General features: G+C 51.2%; 14 protein-coding genes. 6 read left to right on the top strand and 8 right to left on the bottom strand.

Going from position 1 to position 15,321, the window contains the following annotated elements; all coding sequences use genetic code 11:
- The first annotated feature begins 156 nt into the window (after positions 1-156).
- Together MHH48_RS01075 and MHH48_RS01070 are read left to right on the top strand one after the other, a co-directional pair.
- On the top strand, positions 157-1,545 hold the full coding sequence (locus tag MHH48_RS01075; protein ID WP_256720848.1) for an amino acid ABC transporter substrate-binding protein/permease: 1,389 nt from the start codon (positions 157-159) through the stop codon (positions 1,543-1,545).
- Positions 1,538-2,266, top strand: coding sequence for an amino acid ABC transporter ATP-binding protein (locus MHH48_RS01070; protein ID WP_076326183.1), 729 nt, complete (start codon positions 1,538-1,540; stop codon positions 2,264-2,266). Before MHH48_RS01075 ends, MHH48_RS01070 begins: the two co-directional genes overlap by 8 nt.
- Before the next feature lie 961 nt (positions 2,267-3,227).
- Here the strand turns inward: MHH48_RS01070 and MHH48_RS01065 are convergent.
- The 8 genes from MHH48_RS01065 to MHH48_RS01030 all read right to left on the bottom strand — a co-directional run bounded on the left by MHH48_RS01065 (position 3,228) and on the right by MHH48_RS01030 (position 11,368).
- Positions 3,228-4,304, bottom strand: a complete 1,077-nt coding sequence (locus tag MHH48_RS01065; protein WP_076326182.1) for a HAMP domain-containing sensor histidine kinase — start codon at positions 4,302-4,304, stop codon at positions 3,228-3,230.
- Positions 4,304-4,984 (bottom strand): response regulator transcription factor, encoded by a 681-nt coding sequence (locus MHH48_RS01060; protein ID WP_076326181.1) that lies wholly within the window; start codon positions 4,982-4,984, stop codon positions 4,304-4,306. The genes MHH48_RS01065 and MHH48_RS01060 overlap by 1 nt, the downstream gene beginning before the upstream one ends.
- A 46-nt stretch (positions 4,985-5,030) precedes the next feature.
- Positions 5,031-6,830 carry an ABC transporter ATP-binding protein gene (locus tag MHH48_RS01055; protein ID WP_083659843.1) on the bottom strand — a complete coding sequence of 600 codons (1,800 nt, stop codon included), beginning with the start codon at positions 6,828-6,830 and terminating at the stop codon, positions 5,031-5,033.
- A gap of 320 nt (positions 6,831-7,150) precedes the next feature.
- Positions 7,151-7,420: an HPr family phosphocarrier protein gene (locus MHH48_RS01050; RefSeq protein WP_006207570.1), complete on the bottom strand. Its 270-nt coding sequence runs from the start codon at positions 7,418-7,420 to the stop codon at positions 7,151-7,153.
- A 102-nt stretch (positions 7,421-7,522) separates the two neighbouring features.
- Positions 7,523-8,452, bottom strand: a complete 930-nt coding sequence (gene whiA / locus MHH48_RS01045) for a DNA-binding protein WhiA (RefSeq protein WP_076326180.1) — start codon at positions 8,450-8,452, stop codon at positions 7,523-7,525.
- 5 nt (positions 8,453-8,457) lie between these two features.
- A complete protein-coding gene (locus tag MHH48_RS01040) occupies positions 8,458-9,399 on the bottom strand; it encodes a YvcK family protein (protein WP_174819264.1) in 942 nt (313 codons plus the stop codon).
- 57 nt (positions 9,400-9,456) lie between these two features.
- A complete protein-coding gene (gene rapZ / locus MHH48_RS01035; protein ID WP_076326178.1) occupies positions 9,457-10,365 on the bottom strand; it encodes an RNase adapter RapZ in 909 nt (302 codons plus the stop codon).
- A gap of 52 nt (positions 10,366-10,417) precedes the next feature.
- Complete coding sequence (locus MHH48_RS01030; RefSeq protein WP_076326177.1) at positions 10,418-11,368, bottom strand: ROK family glucokinase; 951 nt, start codon at positions 11,366-11,368, stop codon at positions 10,418-10,420.
- 311 nt (positions 11,369-11,679) lie between these two features.
- Here MHH48_RS01030 and MHH48_RS01025 point away from each other — a divergent pair, with 311 nt between their 5' ends.
- From MHH48_RS01025 to MHH48_RS01010, 4 genes are read left to right on the top strand one after another with little or no spacing between them, the layout of a single operon-like run.
- The gene (locus MHH48_RS01025; protein WP_076326176.1) at positions 11,680-12,603 is read left to right on the top strand and encodes an ABC transporter ATP-binding protein; all 924 of its coding nucleotides are present in this window, start codon (positions 11,680-11,682) and stop codon (positions 12,601-12,603) included.
- A 2-nt stretch (positions 12,604-12,605) separates the two neighbouring features.
- A complete protein-coding gene (locus MHH48_RS01020; protein WP_076326175.1) occupies positions 12,606-13,352 on the top strand; it encodes an ABC transporter permease in 747 nt (248 codons plus the stop codon).
- A gap of 20 nt (positions 13,353-13,372) precedes the next feature.
- The gene (locus MHH48_RS01015) at positions 13,373-14,605 is read left to right on the top strand and encodes a sensor histidine kinase (protein ID WP_076326174.1); all 1,233 of its coding nucleotides are present in this window, start codon (positions 13,373-13,375) and stop codon (positions 14,603-14,605) included.
- Entirely contained in the window at positions 14,538-15,149 is a 612-nt protein-coding gene (locus tag MHH48_RS01010; protein WP_076326173.1) for a response regulator transcription factor, read from the top strand. Before MHH48_RS01015 ends, MHH48_RS01010 begins: the two co-directional genes overlap by 68 nt.
- Positions 15,150-15,321 lie beyond the last annotated feature (172 nt).

The following is a 15,321-nucleotide window of genomic DNA, read 5'->3' as shown; positions in this document are numbered from 1 at the left end:
GCACAATAAGATACCCAATGAAGATGACGGCAACTGTTTAATAAGGAAGCCTTCATGGGTAACTAACTACATCGGTGTTAAAAAGAGGAGGTCACTATGAAATCATTCCGGATGTTATACGCGTTCATGTCACTGCTGATACTCATGGCAGCGGGCATGCCATACGTTGCGGCAAGCGCCGCGGCAGAGCCAGCCTCCGGTAAAACCTATCAGATCGGAACAGACATTACGTTTGCCCCGTTTGAATTCCAGGATGCTAGCGGCAATTTTGTCGGTATCGACATGGATCTGCTGGATGCGATCGCGAAAGATCAGAACTTCAAATATGAAGTCAAGCCGCTCGGTTTCAATGCGGCGGTTCAGGCGCTGGAAGCCAACCAGGTGGACGGAGTCATTGCCGGCATGAGCATCACGGATGAGCGGAAGCAGAAATTCGACTTCTCCGATCCTTATTTTGACTCAGGTGTGGTCATGGCCATTCGCAAGGATCAGGAGTCCATCAAAGGGTATGAGGATTTAAAAGGAAAAAAAGTCGCCGTCAAAACCGGTACGGAGGGCTACAGCTTTGCTGAATCCATATCCTCCAAGTACGGATTCACCATCGTGCCTTTTGACGATTCGGCCCAGATGTATGACGATGTCAGGACCGGCAATTCCGTTGCCTGTTTTGACGACTTCCCCGTATTGGCTTATGGAGTCGAACAGAACAACGGACTGAAGATCGTCACGGAAATGGAGCCCGGCGCCTCCTACGGATTTGCCGTCGGCAAGGGAAGGAACCAGGAGCTTCTGGAGAAATTCAATGCCGGCTTGATCAACCTGAAGGCAAGCGGAGAGTATGAACGTATTAAGGCAAAATACATTGGCGAAAATGCCGTAGGCGCGGCGACTCAAAGCCGCTGGGAGCTGATCGTGGAGTCGCTGCCTTCGCTGCTGAAGGGCCTTGGCAATACACTGCTGCTGACCATCGTATCGCTGTTCTTCGCGTTTTTCTTAGGGTTGATATTCGGCTTTATGAAGGTCGGACGCAATAAATGGCTCCGAGGCATCGCAACCGTATTCGTGGACATTTTCCGCGGCATACCGCTGCTAGTCCTTGCCTTCTTCATCTACTTTGGTATTCCGCAGGCACTCGGCTTCACGATGTCGCCGATCGTGGCAGCGGTCCTGACACTTAGCCTGAATGCCGGTGCTTATGTAACGGAAATTATCCGGGGCGGTATCCAATCCATTGACCCTGGACAGCTGGAGGCTGCCCGCTCGCTCGGTCTGCCATACCGCAAAGCCATGATGAAAATCATCATTCCCCAAGCGATCAAAGTGATGATTCCGACCTTTATTAACCAGCTCGTGATCACGCTCAAGGATACGTCGATCCTATCGGTAATCGGTCTGGTCGAATTGACCCAATCCGGGAAAATTATCATTGCAAGAACGTTCGCTTCGTTTGATATCTGGCTCGTGGTCGCCATCATGTATCTGGTCGTGATCACGATTCTGACCAAAATTTCGGGCCGTCTAGAAGGGAAGGTGCGTCATGGATAAAATCCGCGTAGAAGGACTGAAGAAGAACTTTGGCACGAATGAGGTGCTGAAGGGCATTAACATGCAGGTCCAGGAAGGCGAAGTTGTCTGTGTCATCGGGCCTTCGGGCTCCGGCAAAAGCACCTTCCTGCGCTGCATCAATCGTCTGGAGGACATTACGGCAGGCAGGGTATTCGTGCATGACAAGGATATCAATGACCCTAAAACAGACATCAACAAGGCGCGCCAGAACATCGGCATGGTGTTCCAGCATTTTAATCTGTTCCCCCACTTCAACGTGCTGAAGAACATTACATTTGCCCCGGTCGAGCTGGGCAAGCAGAACGCATCCGAGGCTCGTGCCACGGGGCTAAAGCTTCTGGAGCAAGTAGGCCTCTCCGATAAAGCGGAGGCCTTCCCGAGCCAACTGTCGGGCGGTCAGAAGCAGCGTGTGGCGATCGCCCGGGCGCTGGCGATGAATCCGGACATCATGCTGTTTGACGAGCCGACATCGGCGCTGGACCCCGAGATGGTCGGCGAAGTGCTCGGCGTCATGAAGGATCTGGCGCGCGAAGGCATGACGATGATGATTGTCACGCACGAGATGGGTTTTGCCCGCGAGGTTGCGGACCGGGTGATCTTCATGGATGGCGGATACATCGTAGAGGAAGGCCCGCCAGAGGAAGTGTTCGGCAGACCGAAGCATGAGCGGACGATTAGCTTTTTGGAAAAGGTGCTGTAATCACGCAGCTAACCTATCTTTAACAAACCGCTGCCGTGTAGCTACATGTACCTTGCGGGCTGCTCCCTGTGTGTACTGCTCTCTGTGCGTTCTGCTCTCTGTGCGTTCTGCTCCCTGGCGTACTGCTCCCTGGCATACTGCTCCCTGTGTGTACTGCTCTCTGTGTGTACTGCTCTCTGTGCGTTCTGCTCTCTGTGCGCACGGTGTGTGCTCCGGGTCAGGCTTGGAGGGCTGTCGACTAGATTCATGCAGTAACCAGTGACCCTTCCGGCTAGCCCGTTAGGGTGAGACTAACCGGTTATCATACGGCTAATAATGGCATGTGCATTAAAATTAGAGTCGACTGCGGTGGTCGTGCGATGGCTGCACGCTGCTTTAGTGGAGCTAACGGACCGAGAGTACCTTATTTGAGGGAAAATGGCTGTTTTCCGGAAACTTCCGGACCAAGGATCCGTTATTCCTTCCAAAAGGCGGCATTTACCTAAACAAATCCTAAAATAACGGATCTGGAGTCCGTTATTTTAGGATACGGCGCTTAATTCGGCAAATAAGGTCCTTGGGGTCCGCTAAATTCGCGACCGTTTTAGCTAATTCACCTGCTTTAACCCGACTCGGTGAGTTTGTCCATATCGCATCACGCACAGCTCAAACAGGAGTAGGGGCGATCATAGCCCTTACTCCTGTTCTATGGACATATCCGGTTCAAGTTGTTCCAGATATGGCGGGTAAGCAGCCATCTCCTCACACCTGCTTGGGAACATCCCCGAAACAGTCCTAATCCTCTATACCTTCCCGCCTTCCTGGAGGAGAGTCACACGATCAGCGTCCTTTTTATGTCAGCTCCCCACGTACTTCATTAAACCCATCTATTCTTCATATCCAAGCCCATCTAAACTTCATATCCAACTTCATGTCACATCTTCACGTACAATTTTAATGTCAAACCTTCACTGCACAATCCTTACTTCGTATCCAGAGATCGCTTATAAGGGACCATCACCGTAAAAGTCGACCCCTGTCCAAGCTCGGATTGGACCGTTATTTTCCCTTGATGAATATCGACGATCCGCTTCACGATGGATAATCCCAGCCCGCTGCCGCCAGCGGCGCGATTGCGCGATTTGTCCGCTTTGTAAAAGCGTTCGAATATATGCAGCTGATCCGACTCCGACATCCCGACTCCCGAATCCGTCATCGTAACCTCGGCCCCGTCTTCTCCTGCTTTCAGCACGATCGTGATCATGCCGTCTTCGGGCGTGAATTTAATGCTGTTGTGCAGCAAATTGTTCCATACTTGACTCAGGAGATCCTCCGTTGCCTCAATCTCTACCTCAGCGAGGTCCAGATCCACCTGAATCCGCTTCGCCAGCCATTGCGGTTCATTCGCCAAGACGACCGCACGCAGCTGCCCGTCGAGCCGGTAGCGGGCCCTTTCGAATGCCGGCTGCTCTCCTTCCAGGGACGACAGCTTCAACAGATTGTCACTCAACTGCGACAAGCGGCGGCTCTCTCCTTCGATGATCTCCAGATAACGGGCTCTCTTCTCCTCCGTAAGGCGGGGACTTCGGAGCGCTCGGGCAAATCCCCGAATCGAAGTAAGTGGGGATTGGATTTCATGGGACACATTAGAGATGAAATCCTGACGCATGGTCTCCATCCGCCCCAATTCGCCGGCCATGTCGTTAATGCTGCTCGCGATCATCTTGAACTCCCCGCGCCATTCATTTTCGTTCATCTTTACATTGAAGTCCCCCTGCGATATCCGTCGCATGGCATCCGTAATGGAATTCAGCATGGCCATTTGCCGGTGCTTGAAGAACATGCCCACGACCAGCATGCACAGGAAGAAAATGATCACGCCGACAAACAAGTCGATCAGTTGGATGGCATAATCCCACGGCGGGGTTCCCGTCCAGGTGTAAACAAACCGAGTCACATAAGTCGCCGCCGTCCATGACGCTCCCAAGACCGCGAAGACCAAAATCGTCTGAAGCGTTTCTCGAACGATCTTCCACAAGATTTTGGGTGTTTTTTTCATCAGCCCTCACCTGCTTCCAGGCGATATCCCAGCCCGCGCACCGTCCGAATCCTGAACCGGTACTTCTCCTCCGGGAACCGCTCCCGCAGCCGATTCACGTGGACGTCCAGCGTCCGTTCGTTCCCTTCAAAGTCATAGCCCCATATCTCTTCGATCAACCGATCACGCGTCAACGTGCTCCCCGGGTAGCTGGCCAGCTTGAAGAGAAGCTCAAACTCCTTCAGCGGCAGGGTAAAAACCTCATCACCCGCCTTGACCTCATAGGTTCTGCGGTTCATCTGCAGCTTGCCGACGGTCACCGTCTGCGATGCGGCTACCTGATACCGCTTCAGCAGCGCTTTGACGCGCACAACGAGCTCCGCGGGTTCGAAGGGCTTCACCAGATAATCGTCGGTGCCCAGCTCAAAGCCCTTCACGATCTGCCTCGTTTCCCCTTTGGCCGTCAGCATCAGCACCGGAATACCGGTGTTCCTCCGGATCTCCCGGCATAACTCCCATCCGTCCATATTCGGCATCATGATATCCATCACGACCAGATCGACGGATGTCTGATCCATGACGGACAAGGCCTCGACGCCATCCGAAGCTTCGAACACCTCTTCCATTCCCGCTTCCTCCAGGAATACCTTTATGAGTTCGCGGATGTTCGGGTCATCGTCCACTACCAATATTTTTGCCATGGTGGCCCTCCCTTCTTCCCCAGCATCTTCAAAGCGCCCTTAGGCCTTAGGCCTCGATCGTTTCATTCATTTGCAGCTGCTGCACGGCAAATTCCCTATACATATCATGCTGCTCAATCAATTCATCATGCGTTCCCCGTCCGGTTACCGTTCCTTTTTCAAGGAAAATAATCTGATCAGCTCCTACCACCGTGGATAACCGGTGCGCAATAATAATCGTCGTCCGTCCAGCCATGAGGTTCTTGAGTGCCTTCTGCACTTCAATCTCGGAACGACTATCCAGACTGGAAGTGGCTTCGTCCAGCATCAGAATCTTGGGATCCCGCAGCAGGGCTCTGGCGATGGCAATCCGCTGCCGCTGTCCACCCGAGAGCTTCACGCCCCGTTCGCCCACATCCGTATCAAAGCCATGAGGCAGCTCGTCGATAAATCCATCCGCATAGGCCATTTCTGCCGCTCTTCGGATCTCCCCATCGCTCACCTTCCGGTCCATCCCATAACATAAGTTGTCACGAATGGTTCCCGCAATCATTGGACTATCCTGTGAAACATAGCCGATCAATCCGCGCCATGAGCGTAAAGAGAACGTATCGATCGCCGTCTTGCCCAATCGAATCTGCCCTTTTTGCGGAAGGTAAAAACGCTCCAGCATGGAAAACAGCGTCGTTTTGCCTCCGCCACTCGGTCCAACCACGGCCGTGACCGTGCCCGGCTCCATCTGAAAGCTGATATCATGCAGCACCAGCTCATCCGGCTTGTAACCAAACGAAAGATTCTCGATGGACATCCGCTGATTCGCGTTCACCACATCAGTACCGGCCGAAATGGACTCTTCCTCTGCATCCAGTGTTTCCAATATTCGCTCCGTTGCTCCTTTAGCCTTCTGAAACTGGGTAAAAAACGTCGTTAACTGCGTCATCGGCATCACGATCTGAATCAGATACAGGATAAACGCAACCAGCTCCCCAGCGGTCAGCGCCCCTGTGGATACCTGAAGTCCGCCATACCCGATGACCACCACCAGCAGCATCATCAGCACGAAGGACATCAACGGCGCGATCCAGGCGGATACCACACCTTCCTTGATCCCGAAATTCAGCAGATTAGTAATCCCTTTATGCCCATTCTCATACTCTCTGTCCTCAGCATTAGAAGCTTTAACCAAGCGAATTTCCGACAGCACCTGACTGATATTCGCCGTAAACGTAGCTGTCTCATCTTGCATGCCAAGCGATATTTTATACATTTTCTTGCCAAGCGGCACAAGAATCAGCGCTGCAATCGGAATGACGATAAACATCGTCAGCGTCATCTTCCAGTTTAAATAGAGGAGTACCCCAATGGAACCGACAATAGAAATGATCCCGCTGAAGAATCCGGCCACATGGTCCGATATGAGACTTTTGATCACTCCTGTATCATTCGTCATTCGGCTAACCGATTCCCCTGAACGGTTATGATCGAAGTAGCGAATCGGCAGCACAAGCAGCTTTTTCCACAGCCGATCCCTAAGGGCAGCCACCATCTTCTGTCCCGTATAACTCAGCAGGAAAATCGAGACCCCCGAGGCAATCGTCTGCAACACAAACGCAATGCCAAGCCCGATGATATGGGAACGATTCATATCCGTTAAGGAAAAGCCATCCACCAGGCTCTTTGTAAACATCGGAATGACTAGTCCGATCAGGGTTGATACCACACTCAGCAGGATCGCTCCAATCAGCAGCAGCATCGGAGGTTTCGTTTCTTTCAACAGCCGGAAGAAGGCCTGCGAACCTGCTTTGTTGCTGCCGGCCGACTTTTCCTGCGTTATTTCTTGTATAGAAGTATGATCCGTTTCTCTCATCGGTTTCTCTTCCCTTCCATCCCTATTTATCATCTGTAAGGAAAGAATATATCAACAAGTTAAACTGAAGTTAAACGAAGGCTTAATTTTATGAAAACAACGCAAAATAACCCCACAAAGTGGAGCTTATGCTACGATGTTTATTCCAAATCCTTTGCGGGGGCCCCAAAATTGAAAAAGGGCGGATGTCTCCGCCCCTTCTCTTAAAACCTATTCTTATGTACGTAGAATCAAGCGAGAATCCCAGCAATACCAGAGCTTGATAGCAAAAAAAGCCTTGCAGTAACAAGACTTTTCTTAAACTTCAATCACGGTTGCCCTTATTGGTTCTCGAGTTCCTCTTTGCTCACCAAGTTCACGAGTGAAGTAACCGCTTGCTCAGCGTCGGCTCCCTCAGCACTAATGTAAACTTCCGTACCAGAGCTGATCGCAAGGCTCATAATTCCCATGATACTTTTGGCATTTACTTTTTTATCATCTTTTTCAACGAAGATTTCAGATGAGTATTTATTCGCTTCCTGAACGAACAGCGCGGCCGGTCTGGCGTGAAGACCCGTCTTTAACCGAACGACTACCGGGTGCTTTGTCATGAAAATTACCCCCTATCTAATAAATCTGCTGCATTGAAAGCGCGATTGACATTTTATAATATTATACCATTTTACCATACAGGACACTAGAAGAAAAAATTCTTACCCATTCCGAATCTTTTCGGCCAATTCGTCGATTTTGCGCAGACGGTGATTGACGCCGGATTTGCTAACGGTTCCTTTAAGAAGCTCGCCGACTTCCTTGAGATTCATGTCCGGATGAGCCAGTCGAATTTCCGCCACTTCCCGCAGTTTATCAGGCAAATTCTCAAGACCCATTTCCTTTTGAAGCAGCTTGATGTTCTCAATTTGACGGACGGCAGCGCCGATCGTTTTGTTCAGGTTGGCGGTCTCGCAGTTCACGATCCGGTTTACCGAGTTACGCATGTCCCGCATAATACGAACATCCTCGAACTTGAACAATGCCTGGTGGGCACCGATTAGATTAAGGAATTCGATAATTTTCTCGCCTTCCTTAATGTAGAAGATAAATCCTTTCTTCCGCTCGATACAACGTGCGTTCAGATGAAATTCATTCGCCAGATCCACCAGCGACTGGCAGTGCTCTTCATACATTGAGGCAATTTCGAGATGGTACGAAGACCCCTCCGGATTGTTCACGGATCCGCCAGCCATAAAGGCACCGCGCAAATAGGCGCGTTTACAGCAATTTTTGCGAACGATTTGTTTATCAATCCGCGATTGGAACAGAAAGCCTTCGGAAACGATGCACAGTTCTTTAAGTATCTCCTGAACCTGGGCGGGAATACGAACGATATATACGTTATTCTTCTTCAAACGCATTTTTTTACGCACCAAAAGTTCAGTATGCGCCTGGAAATGCCTCTTAATTAAGGAATAAATACGTCTTGCAATCGCGGCATTTTCCGTTGAAATATCCAGGATTACCTTTTTGTTCGAAAGTTGAACAGAACCGTTCATCCGAATGAGCGCGGACAGCTCGGCTTTTTCACAGCAGTTCTGGCTTTCGATCATTGTCAGTTCTTTCTTCGTCTGTGCCGCAAAGGACAAGGTACTCACCCCTTTCGTGTAATCCAATCCTGTACCAGCTGAAAAATATGGTTGCTCAGCTTGTCAGCGTCATGCCTTAAGTATGTTCTAAATAGCACAAGCTTATCTGCAATGAGTTTGTACCCTCTGCTGGTCACCTCATCACGATCCAGGAACACGGGCTTAGCACCCTTCTGGGCATACTTATCCTGAACCTGAGGCGGGATTTCTCCATCATTTACAATAACATAATCGAACAGATGAAGACCAATATGGTCGTAAACGGCCTGCAAATGATCACTCACTGTATAATTATCGGTTTCTCCAGGCTGCGTCATCACATTGCACACGAACATTTTGATCGCCTCAGAGGATACGATGGCTTCAGCAAGCTTGGGAACAAGCAAATTGGGCAAAATACTGGTATACAGGCTTCCCGGACCGATCAGAATCGCATCGGCCTGCTGAATCGCCTCCAGCGCCTCCGGCAGTGGCTCGACATGCTCTGGCTCCAGGAAGATCCGCTTAATACGCTGTCCAGCCTCCGGGATTTTGGATTCACCGGTCACAATGGAACCGTCCTCCATCTCCGCATGCAAAATAACAGCTTCACCCGCCGCAGGCAGCACCTGTCCACGAACAACAAAAACCCGGCTCATCTCCTTGACTGCCGTGACAAAATCACCGTGCAAATCCGTCATGGCAGCCAAGATTAAATTGCCGAGGCTGTGCCCGGCCAGTCCCGAGCCATTCTTAAAACGGTATTTCAATATATCGGATAACAGCGGCTCCACATCGGCAAGCGCTGTAAGTACATTTCGAATATCTCCCGGGGGCGGCATCTGCAATTCGCTACGCAGTATGCCGGAGCTTCCCCCATCATCAGCGACGGTAACGATGGCCGTAATATCAAGCGGCTTTTCCTTGAGTCCCCGCAGCATGACTGACAGCCCGGTTCCTCCACCCATCACCACGATACGGGGACGCTTTTTAGCTTGCACAGCCACATTTATCACTTCCCTTAATTAATGCCGATCCCGATCAGAATCACGGTGACTCACGGATACCGTCTCCGTTTCGCTAACGCCCAGCATTTTGCCAAGGTATTCCGCTATCGCAACGGAGCGATGCTTCCCGCCGGTACAGCCAATGCCGATAATAACCTGGCTTTTTCCTTCCTTACGATACTGCGGGATCAAGAAATGCAGCATATCGAGCAGTTTGGTTAAGAAAGCCTGTGTCTCCGGCCATTTCATCACATATTCATATACATCACTGTTCTGGCCGGTATTTGGACGCAGCTGCTCAATATAGTGCGGGTTGGGCAGAAAGCGCACATCAAACACCAGATCAGCGTCAATCGGAATACCGTATTTAAACCCAAAGGATGTAATATTTACCGATAACGTGCTGCTCTCCAGATGTGTGAAGCGGGAGATAATCTTCTCCTTCAATCGCACAGGCTTCATATTGCTGGTATCGATCACCTGAGTGGCCGAATTCTTCAGCTCATCCAGCATTTTGCGCTCCAACCTTATACCGTCAAGCGGCATGCCTTCCGGAGCGAGGGGATGGCGACGACGGCTTTCCTTATAGCGTTGAACAAGCACGGAATCCGTTGCATCCAGGAACAGAATCTCGCAATGGATGGTAAAGTGATCCTTGATGTAACTCAGAGACTCTGATAGAGCCGTGAAAAATTCGCGGCCACGCAGGTCGATGACCAATGCAACCTTGCCGATCTTCCCCTTGGATTGTTCGATCAGCTCCGCGAATTTGGGAATGAGCACCGGAGGCAGGTTATCGACGCAAAAGAATCCAAGATCCTCCAGACTTTGTACGGCCAAGGTCTTACCTGCTCCCGACATCCCGGTGATGATGATCAGGGTGGCCATGGATGATGTGTTGCTGCCGCGGTTGGCTGCTTCCAGCATCAGCTTTCCCTCCCTTATAAGTTTAGATCAGACGATGTATGGTGATTAATGACTACGAACGCAAATGCAGACCAGCAGCGCCTACAACGCCGGCATCATTGCCGAGCTCAGCCGGAACGATGCGTACACCTCGCTGAAGCGGCTCTGGTGTCAGCTTCGCAAATACAGCACGAACTTCATTAAACAGAATGTCGCCGGCTTTGGATACGCCGCCGCCGATAATAAAGGCTTCCGGATTCAACACGGCCGCAACGGCAGCCATGGATTTGCCCAGGTAATAAGCTGCGCGATTCACGATCCGAACGGCAACTTCATCGCCGGCTTTTGCAGCGTCAAACACTTCCTTCGCCGCAATGCTCTCTACATGGGCAAGGGAAGTACGGTCGCCACGCTCTACGGCATCCTTCGCCATGCGGATAATGCCGGTTGCCGACGAAACCGTCTCGAGGCAGCCCATTTCACCGCATCCGCATTGAATCGCTTCCAAGTCCGGCACAACCGAGATATGTCCAAGCTCGCCAGCCATGCCGCCAAACCCCTGATAAATTTTGCCGTTAATAATAATGCCTCCGCCGACACCGGTACCCAGTGTATAGCATACGCAGTTCTCAACGCCGCGGCCTGAGCCGCTCCAAGCTTCACCCAATGCAGCTACATTGGCGTCGTTGTCTATTTTGACGGGCTTGCCGAGACGCTCTTCAAGCAGTGCGCGAATCGGTACATCTTTAAATCCTACATTCGGTGCCAAAATTATGATGCCTTCACGAATATTCGTAAATCCGGCGAATCCAGCTCCCACACCAGCAAGTTGATCCCAGCTGTATGGCGATTCTTCTACAATGTGACGCACATATTTCTCAATGTTGTCAATAACCGTGTCAACGCCTTTGGCTGTTTCCGTCGGCCCCTCATACTTATGCAGAAGATGCCCTTCTTCATTGCAAATTCCAACTTTAATTGCTGTTCCGCCCAGATCGACACCGACGTAGATGTTCTCAGACATGTTTCAAGCCACCTTTTTCCTTCTATATTATAGATTGCTCCTACTGTACCCACTATAATTGAAGGCACTCCTGCGGTCAAGAGAAGACAACGTGACAGGAAACCGTAGGCAGTCCTTTAGTCGCGCATGTGTAAGCGCATACAAAGAAGCTCGAAACCGCCTTTATTTGTTCATAATCAGACCTCCTCTAATCTTCAGCAGATCGCACATGACAAATGTCACTCCAAAGTGATGACATCCTTTACTAACGGGCATTCCCTCGCTTTCGTATGATGAATTCAGATCATTTCGATTACGAAAGGAGCGATACCATGTCAAAACCAATCCATGAACCTATTGCGGAACTACGGCAGGTAACCAAAATGTTCGGAAGCAAAAAAGCAGTCAACCAAGTGTCGTTTACTATAGAAAAAGGATCTATCACGGCCATTCTCGGGCCAAACGGAGCGGGTAAATCAACCGCCATCTCCATGATGCTTGGTCTTAAAGACGCCAGCGAAGGCGAGGTCCTCCTGTTCGGTCAAAGCCCGAAGGACTTGAAGGTCCGCGAGAAGATCGGCGCCATGCTTCAAGAGGTGAGCGTCATGGACGGGCTCCGCACGCGTGAAATCATCAATCTCATTCGCGGCTATTATCCGAATCCGCTGTCGCTTTCAGACATCGCTCTGCTTAGCGGGCTTACAAAAGAGGAGCTTAACAAATGGGCTGTCAAAATGTCCGGAGGCCAAAAACGCAAGCTCAGCTTTGCACTGGCGATTGCGGGGAACCCCGAGCTGTTATTCTTCGATGAACCAACGGTCGGCCTGGATACATCAGCACGCCGGTTATTCTGGCAGACGGTACGCAAGCTTGCCGATCAGGGCAAGACGATTCTGTTCACCACCCACTATCTGCAAGAGGCGGACGATATGGCTGACCGCATTCTGCTGTTCCACCAGGGTCAGGTTACTGCAGACGGCACGCCAGAAGCTATTAAGGCTAAGCTGACCCGAAGGTCGCTCTCCTTTATCGTCGATGCGGATCGCCAGCAGGTCAAGGAGCTGCTTCATGAGGTCCCCGGCGTAACGGATGTATATGAACTGAACGGTCGGCTGAACGCCGTAACGGATAATACGGACACTGCACTAGCAGCTCTGTTTCGGGCCGGGCTGGCTGTACGTGATATCCGCATCGATCAAGGAAGCCTGGATGAAGCATTTGAGCAATTAACGATGAATCAAGGGGAGGCCGTATAATCATGACAACCTGGAAACTGCTGGCCATACAGTGCAAGATGGAGCTGCTTCGGATGGTGCGCAATCCGTATTATATTTTCTGGTCGCTCGCTATGCCGATTCTGTTCTATTTCATCTTTACTCGGGTCGTGAATACGGGGGCCGACGATACTGGACAATGGCAGGCGCATTATCTGATGTCGATGGCATCCTTCAGTGTCATGGGCACCGCCATCATGTCGCTCGGCATTCGCCTCGTGCAAGAGCGAGTCCAGGGCTGGGCTGTATATATGCGGGTAACGCCACTTCCCGGCAGCGTGTATTTCTTTGGCAAAATGTTTGTGCAGACAGTCATGCATCTGCTCTGTATCATCGTGATATTCGTAGCCGGCTACCTGATTAACGGCGTCTCCCTCACCCTCGGACAATGGCTGCTCAGCGGACTGTGGATTCTGATCGCATCCGTCCCGTTTCTTGCCATCGGTACCCTGATCGGCTCCATGAAACGGGTCGATACGGCAAGCGGTGTCAGCAACGGCATCTACTTAGGGCTGGCCGTGACGGGCGGGATGTGGTTCCCAATCGAGGCGATGCCTTCTATCATGCAAGCTATCGGCAAGTGGATGCCCTCCTACCATTTCGGCGGAGGTGCCTGGTCGATCGTGCGCGGAGAAGCGCCGGGCTTGGATAATTTCATGGTTTTGGCAGGATATTTGGTAGTATTTATGTTACTATCCACCTATATTCGGAAAAAACAACAAGCCGATTAAGGGGATAGGATGATGGCTTCATGAAAAAATTGAAAGACGCGAAATCTGCAGGGTTTGAGGTGTTTCCAACGCAATTGGGGTTTTTCCCCTATTTATGGCTCATTTATATATCCCTGCCCGTGATCAACATGATGAGCGAACAAGGATGGAAGATGGGGATCGGCTTTACGCTTATTGCCTTGTTTCTCGTCACGTACCGCCAGCTCTACTTCGCCGCGGGCACCCCTCGTTTCTTTGCGTGGCTGGGCGTTCAGATGTCCATCATTTTCATTCTCTGCATGTGGTACCACCCAACCTACATGTACATGGGCTTCTTTACGGCCAATTTCATCGGCTGGTATACCGACCGGCGTAATTTCACGATCTCCCTCGTATTGTTCGGCATCATCGAGACCGTTCCTTTAATCAAAAATGCGAGCTTGCTGGGCTGGAAGGATCTGGTCTTTATGATTCCTTTCTTTCTCATCATGCTATTTTCACCCTTCGGTATCCGCTCATTGAACCGGCGGCAGGAGTTGGAGAAGGAGCTCGCGCAGGCTAACGAGCAGATTCGCAATCTGATTAAAGGCGAAGAGCGGATGCGTATCGCCAGGGATCTTCATGACACCTTAGGCCATACCCTCTCCCTCATCACGTTGAAGAGCCAGCTTGTCGAGAAGCTGGCAATGAAGAATCCCGAGAAGGCCCAATTGGAAGCCCGGGAGATTCAGAACACCTCTCGTGCCGCGCTGCGCCAAGTACGTGAGCTGGTGTCCGATATGCGGACCGCCACCTTGCCTGAGGAATTGGTAGAGGCCCAGATCATTCTGGAGAGTGCCGATATCCGGTTTATCTGCACCGGTAACCCGAAGCTGGAGGGAATATCCGACCTGGCCCACAATATTCTGAGCCTCTGCTTGCGGGAGGCCGTGACCAATGTGGTGAAGCACAGTCAGGCAAGCCAGTGCCGGATTGCCATCGAGTCGCTTGACAATGAGTGGCGTCTTGAGGTGGCCGACAATGGAGTCGGTCTTCAATGCGAAGGAGAATATCCATCTTCTTCATCCAACAGTAATGGCCTGAAAGGCATGGTGGAGCGGCTTTCCCTTATCGGGGGTACCGTAGAGGCCAGCTCCGACCAGCAAGGCACGATAATAGAAATTCGTGTTCCGATCATCATCAAGAACCGGAAGGAGGACACAACCCATGAGCATCAAAGTGCTGATCGCCGAGGATCAACGAATGCTGCGAGGCGCTCTGGCTTCCTTGCTTGATTTTGAAGACGATATTGACGTGATTGGTCAAGCCGGCGACGGCGATGAAGCTCTATCCCTGATTGGCTTGCATCAACCCGATGTATGCCTGCTCGATATCGAAATGCCTGCGCGCAGCGGTCTCGAAGTAGCGGAGGAAGTTAAGCTGCGCGGTTATGCCAGCCGAGTCATCATACTTACGACCTTTGCTAGACCCGGTTATTTCGAGCGGGCCGTGCAGGCGGGAGTTCAGGGATACCTGCTTAAGGACGAGCCCAGTGAACGGCTGGCAGAAGCCATCCGCCGGGTAATGGATGGGCGGCGGGAGGTCTCCCCTGAGCTCGTATTCGGTACGCTTTCAGGTACGGGTGCCAATCCGCTGACCGAACGCGAACGGGAAGTGCTGCGGTTGGCTGCAGACGGCAACAGCTCCAATGAAATTGCCTCGAAGCTTCACTTGTCCTATGGGACTGTCCGCAACTATATGTCTGAGATTTTAAGCAAGCTCAGTGCCAAGAACCGGATTGAGGCCATCTCGATGGCCGAAGAGAAGGGCTGGATATAGCATTCCTTGCAGCTTGATCACACCCCTTACCCTCGTCTTGAAGAGACGGGGGCCTTTGTATCTCACAGCACAAACAGGCCCATTTGGGTCTGTTTTTTTCTTTTTGATTGACACATCCTCCCACCTAGCATTATAGTATGTTACAAGACTAACATACCGACAGGGTGATATC

This window comes from Paenibacillus sp. FSL F4-0100 (genome assembly GCF_037993005.1).
GTDB lineage: Bacteria > Bacillota > Bacilli > Paenibacillales > Paenibacillaceae > Paenibacillus_AQ.
The sequence above is the reverse complement of the archived record's forward strand: the minus strand, read 5'-3'. Positions and strand labels throughout refer to the sequence as shown.

Excerpts from the sequence above, each read along its gene's own strand:
- MHH48_RS01075 (WP_256720848.1), top strand. The coding sequence starts at position 157 with ATGCCATACGTTGCGGCAAGCGCCGCGGCAGAGCCAGCCTCCGGTAAA.
- MHH48_RS01070 (WP_076326183.1), top strand. The coding sequence starts at position 1,538 with ATGGATAAAATCCGCGTAGAAGGACTGAAGAAGAACTTTGGCACGAAT.
- MHH48_RS01065 (WP_076326182.1), bottom strand. The coding sequence starts at position 4,304 with ATGAAAAAAACACCCAAAATCTTGTGGAAGATCGTTCGAGAAACGCTT.
- MHH48_RS01060 (WP_076326181.1), bottom strand. The coding sequence starts at position 4,984 with ATGGCAAAAATATTGGTAGTGGACGATGACCCGAACATCCGCGAACTC.
- MHH48_RS01055 (WP_083659843.1), bottom strand. The coding sequence starts at position 6,830 with ATGAGAGAAACGGATCATACTTCTATACAAGAAATAACGCAGGAAAAG.
- MHH48_RS01050 (WP_006207570.1), bottom strand. The coding sequence starts at position 7,420 with ATGACAAAGCACCCGGTAGTCGTTCGGTTAAAGACGGGTCTTCACGCC.
- MHH48_RS01040 (WP_174819264.1), bottom strand. The coding sequence starts at position 9,399 with ATGGGTGGAGGAACCGGGCTGTCAGTCATGCTGCGGGGACTCAAGGAA.
- rapZ (WP_076326178.1), bottom strand. The coding sequence starts at position 10,365 with ATGCTGGAAGCAGCCAACCGCGGCAGCAACACATCATCCATGGCCACC.
- MHH48_RS01030 (WP_076326177.1), bottom strand. The coding sequence starts at position 11,368 with ATGTCTGAGAACATCTACGTCGGTGTCGATCTGGGCGGAACAGCAATT.
- MHH48_RS01025 (WP_076326176.1), top strand. The coding sequence starts at position 11,680 with ATGTCAAAACCAATCCATGAACCTATTGCGGAACTACGGCAGGTAACC.
- MHH48_RS01020 (WP_076326175.1), top strand. The coding sequence starts at position 12,606 with ATGACAACCTGGAAACTGCTGGCCATACAGTGCAAGATGGAGCTGCTT.
- MHH48_RS01015 (WP_076326174.1), top strand. The coding sequence starts at position 13,373 with ATGAAAAAATTGAAAGACGCGAAATCTGCAGGGTTTGAGGTGTTTCCA.
- MHH48_RS01010 (WP_076326173.1), top strand. The coding sequence starts at position 14,538 with ATGAGCATCAAAGTGCTGATCGCCGAGGATCAACGAATGCTGCGAGGC.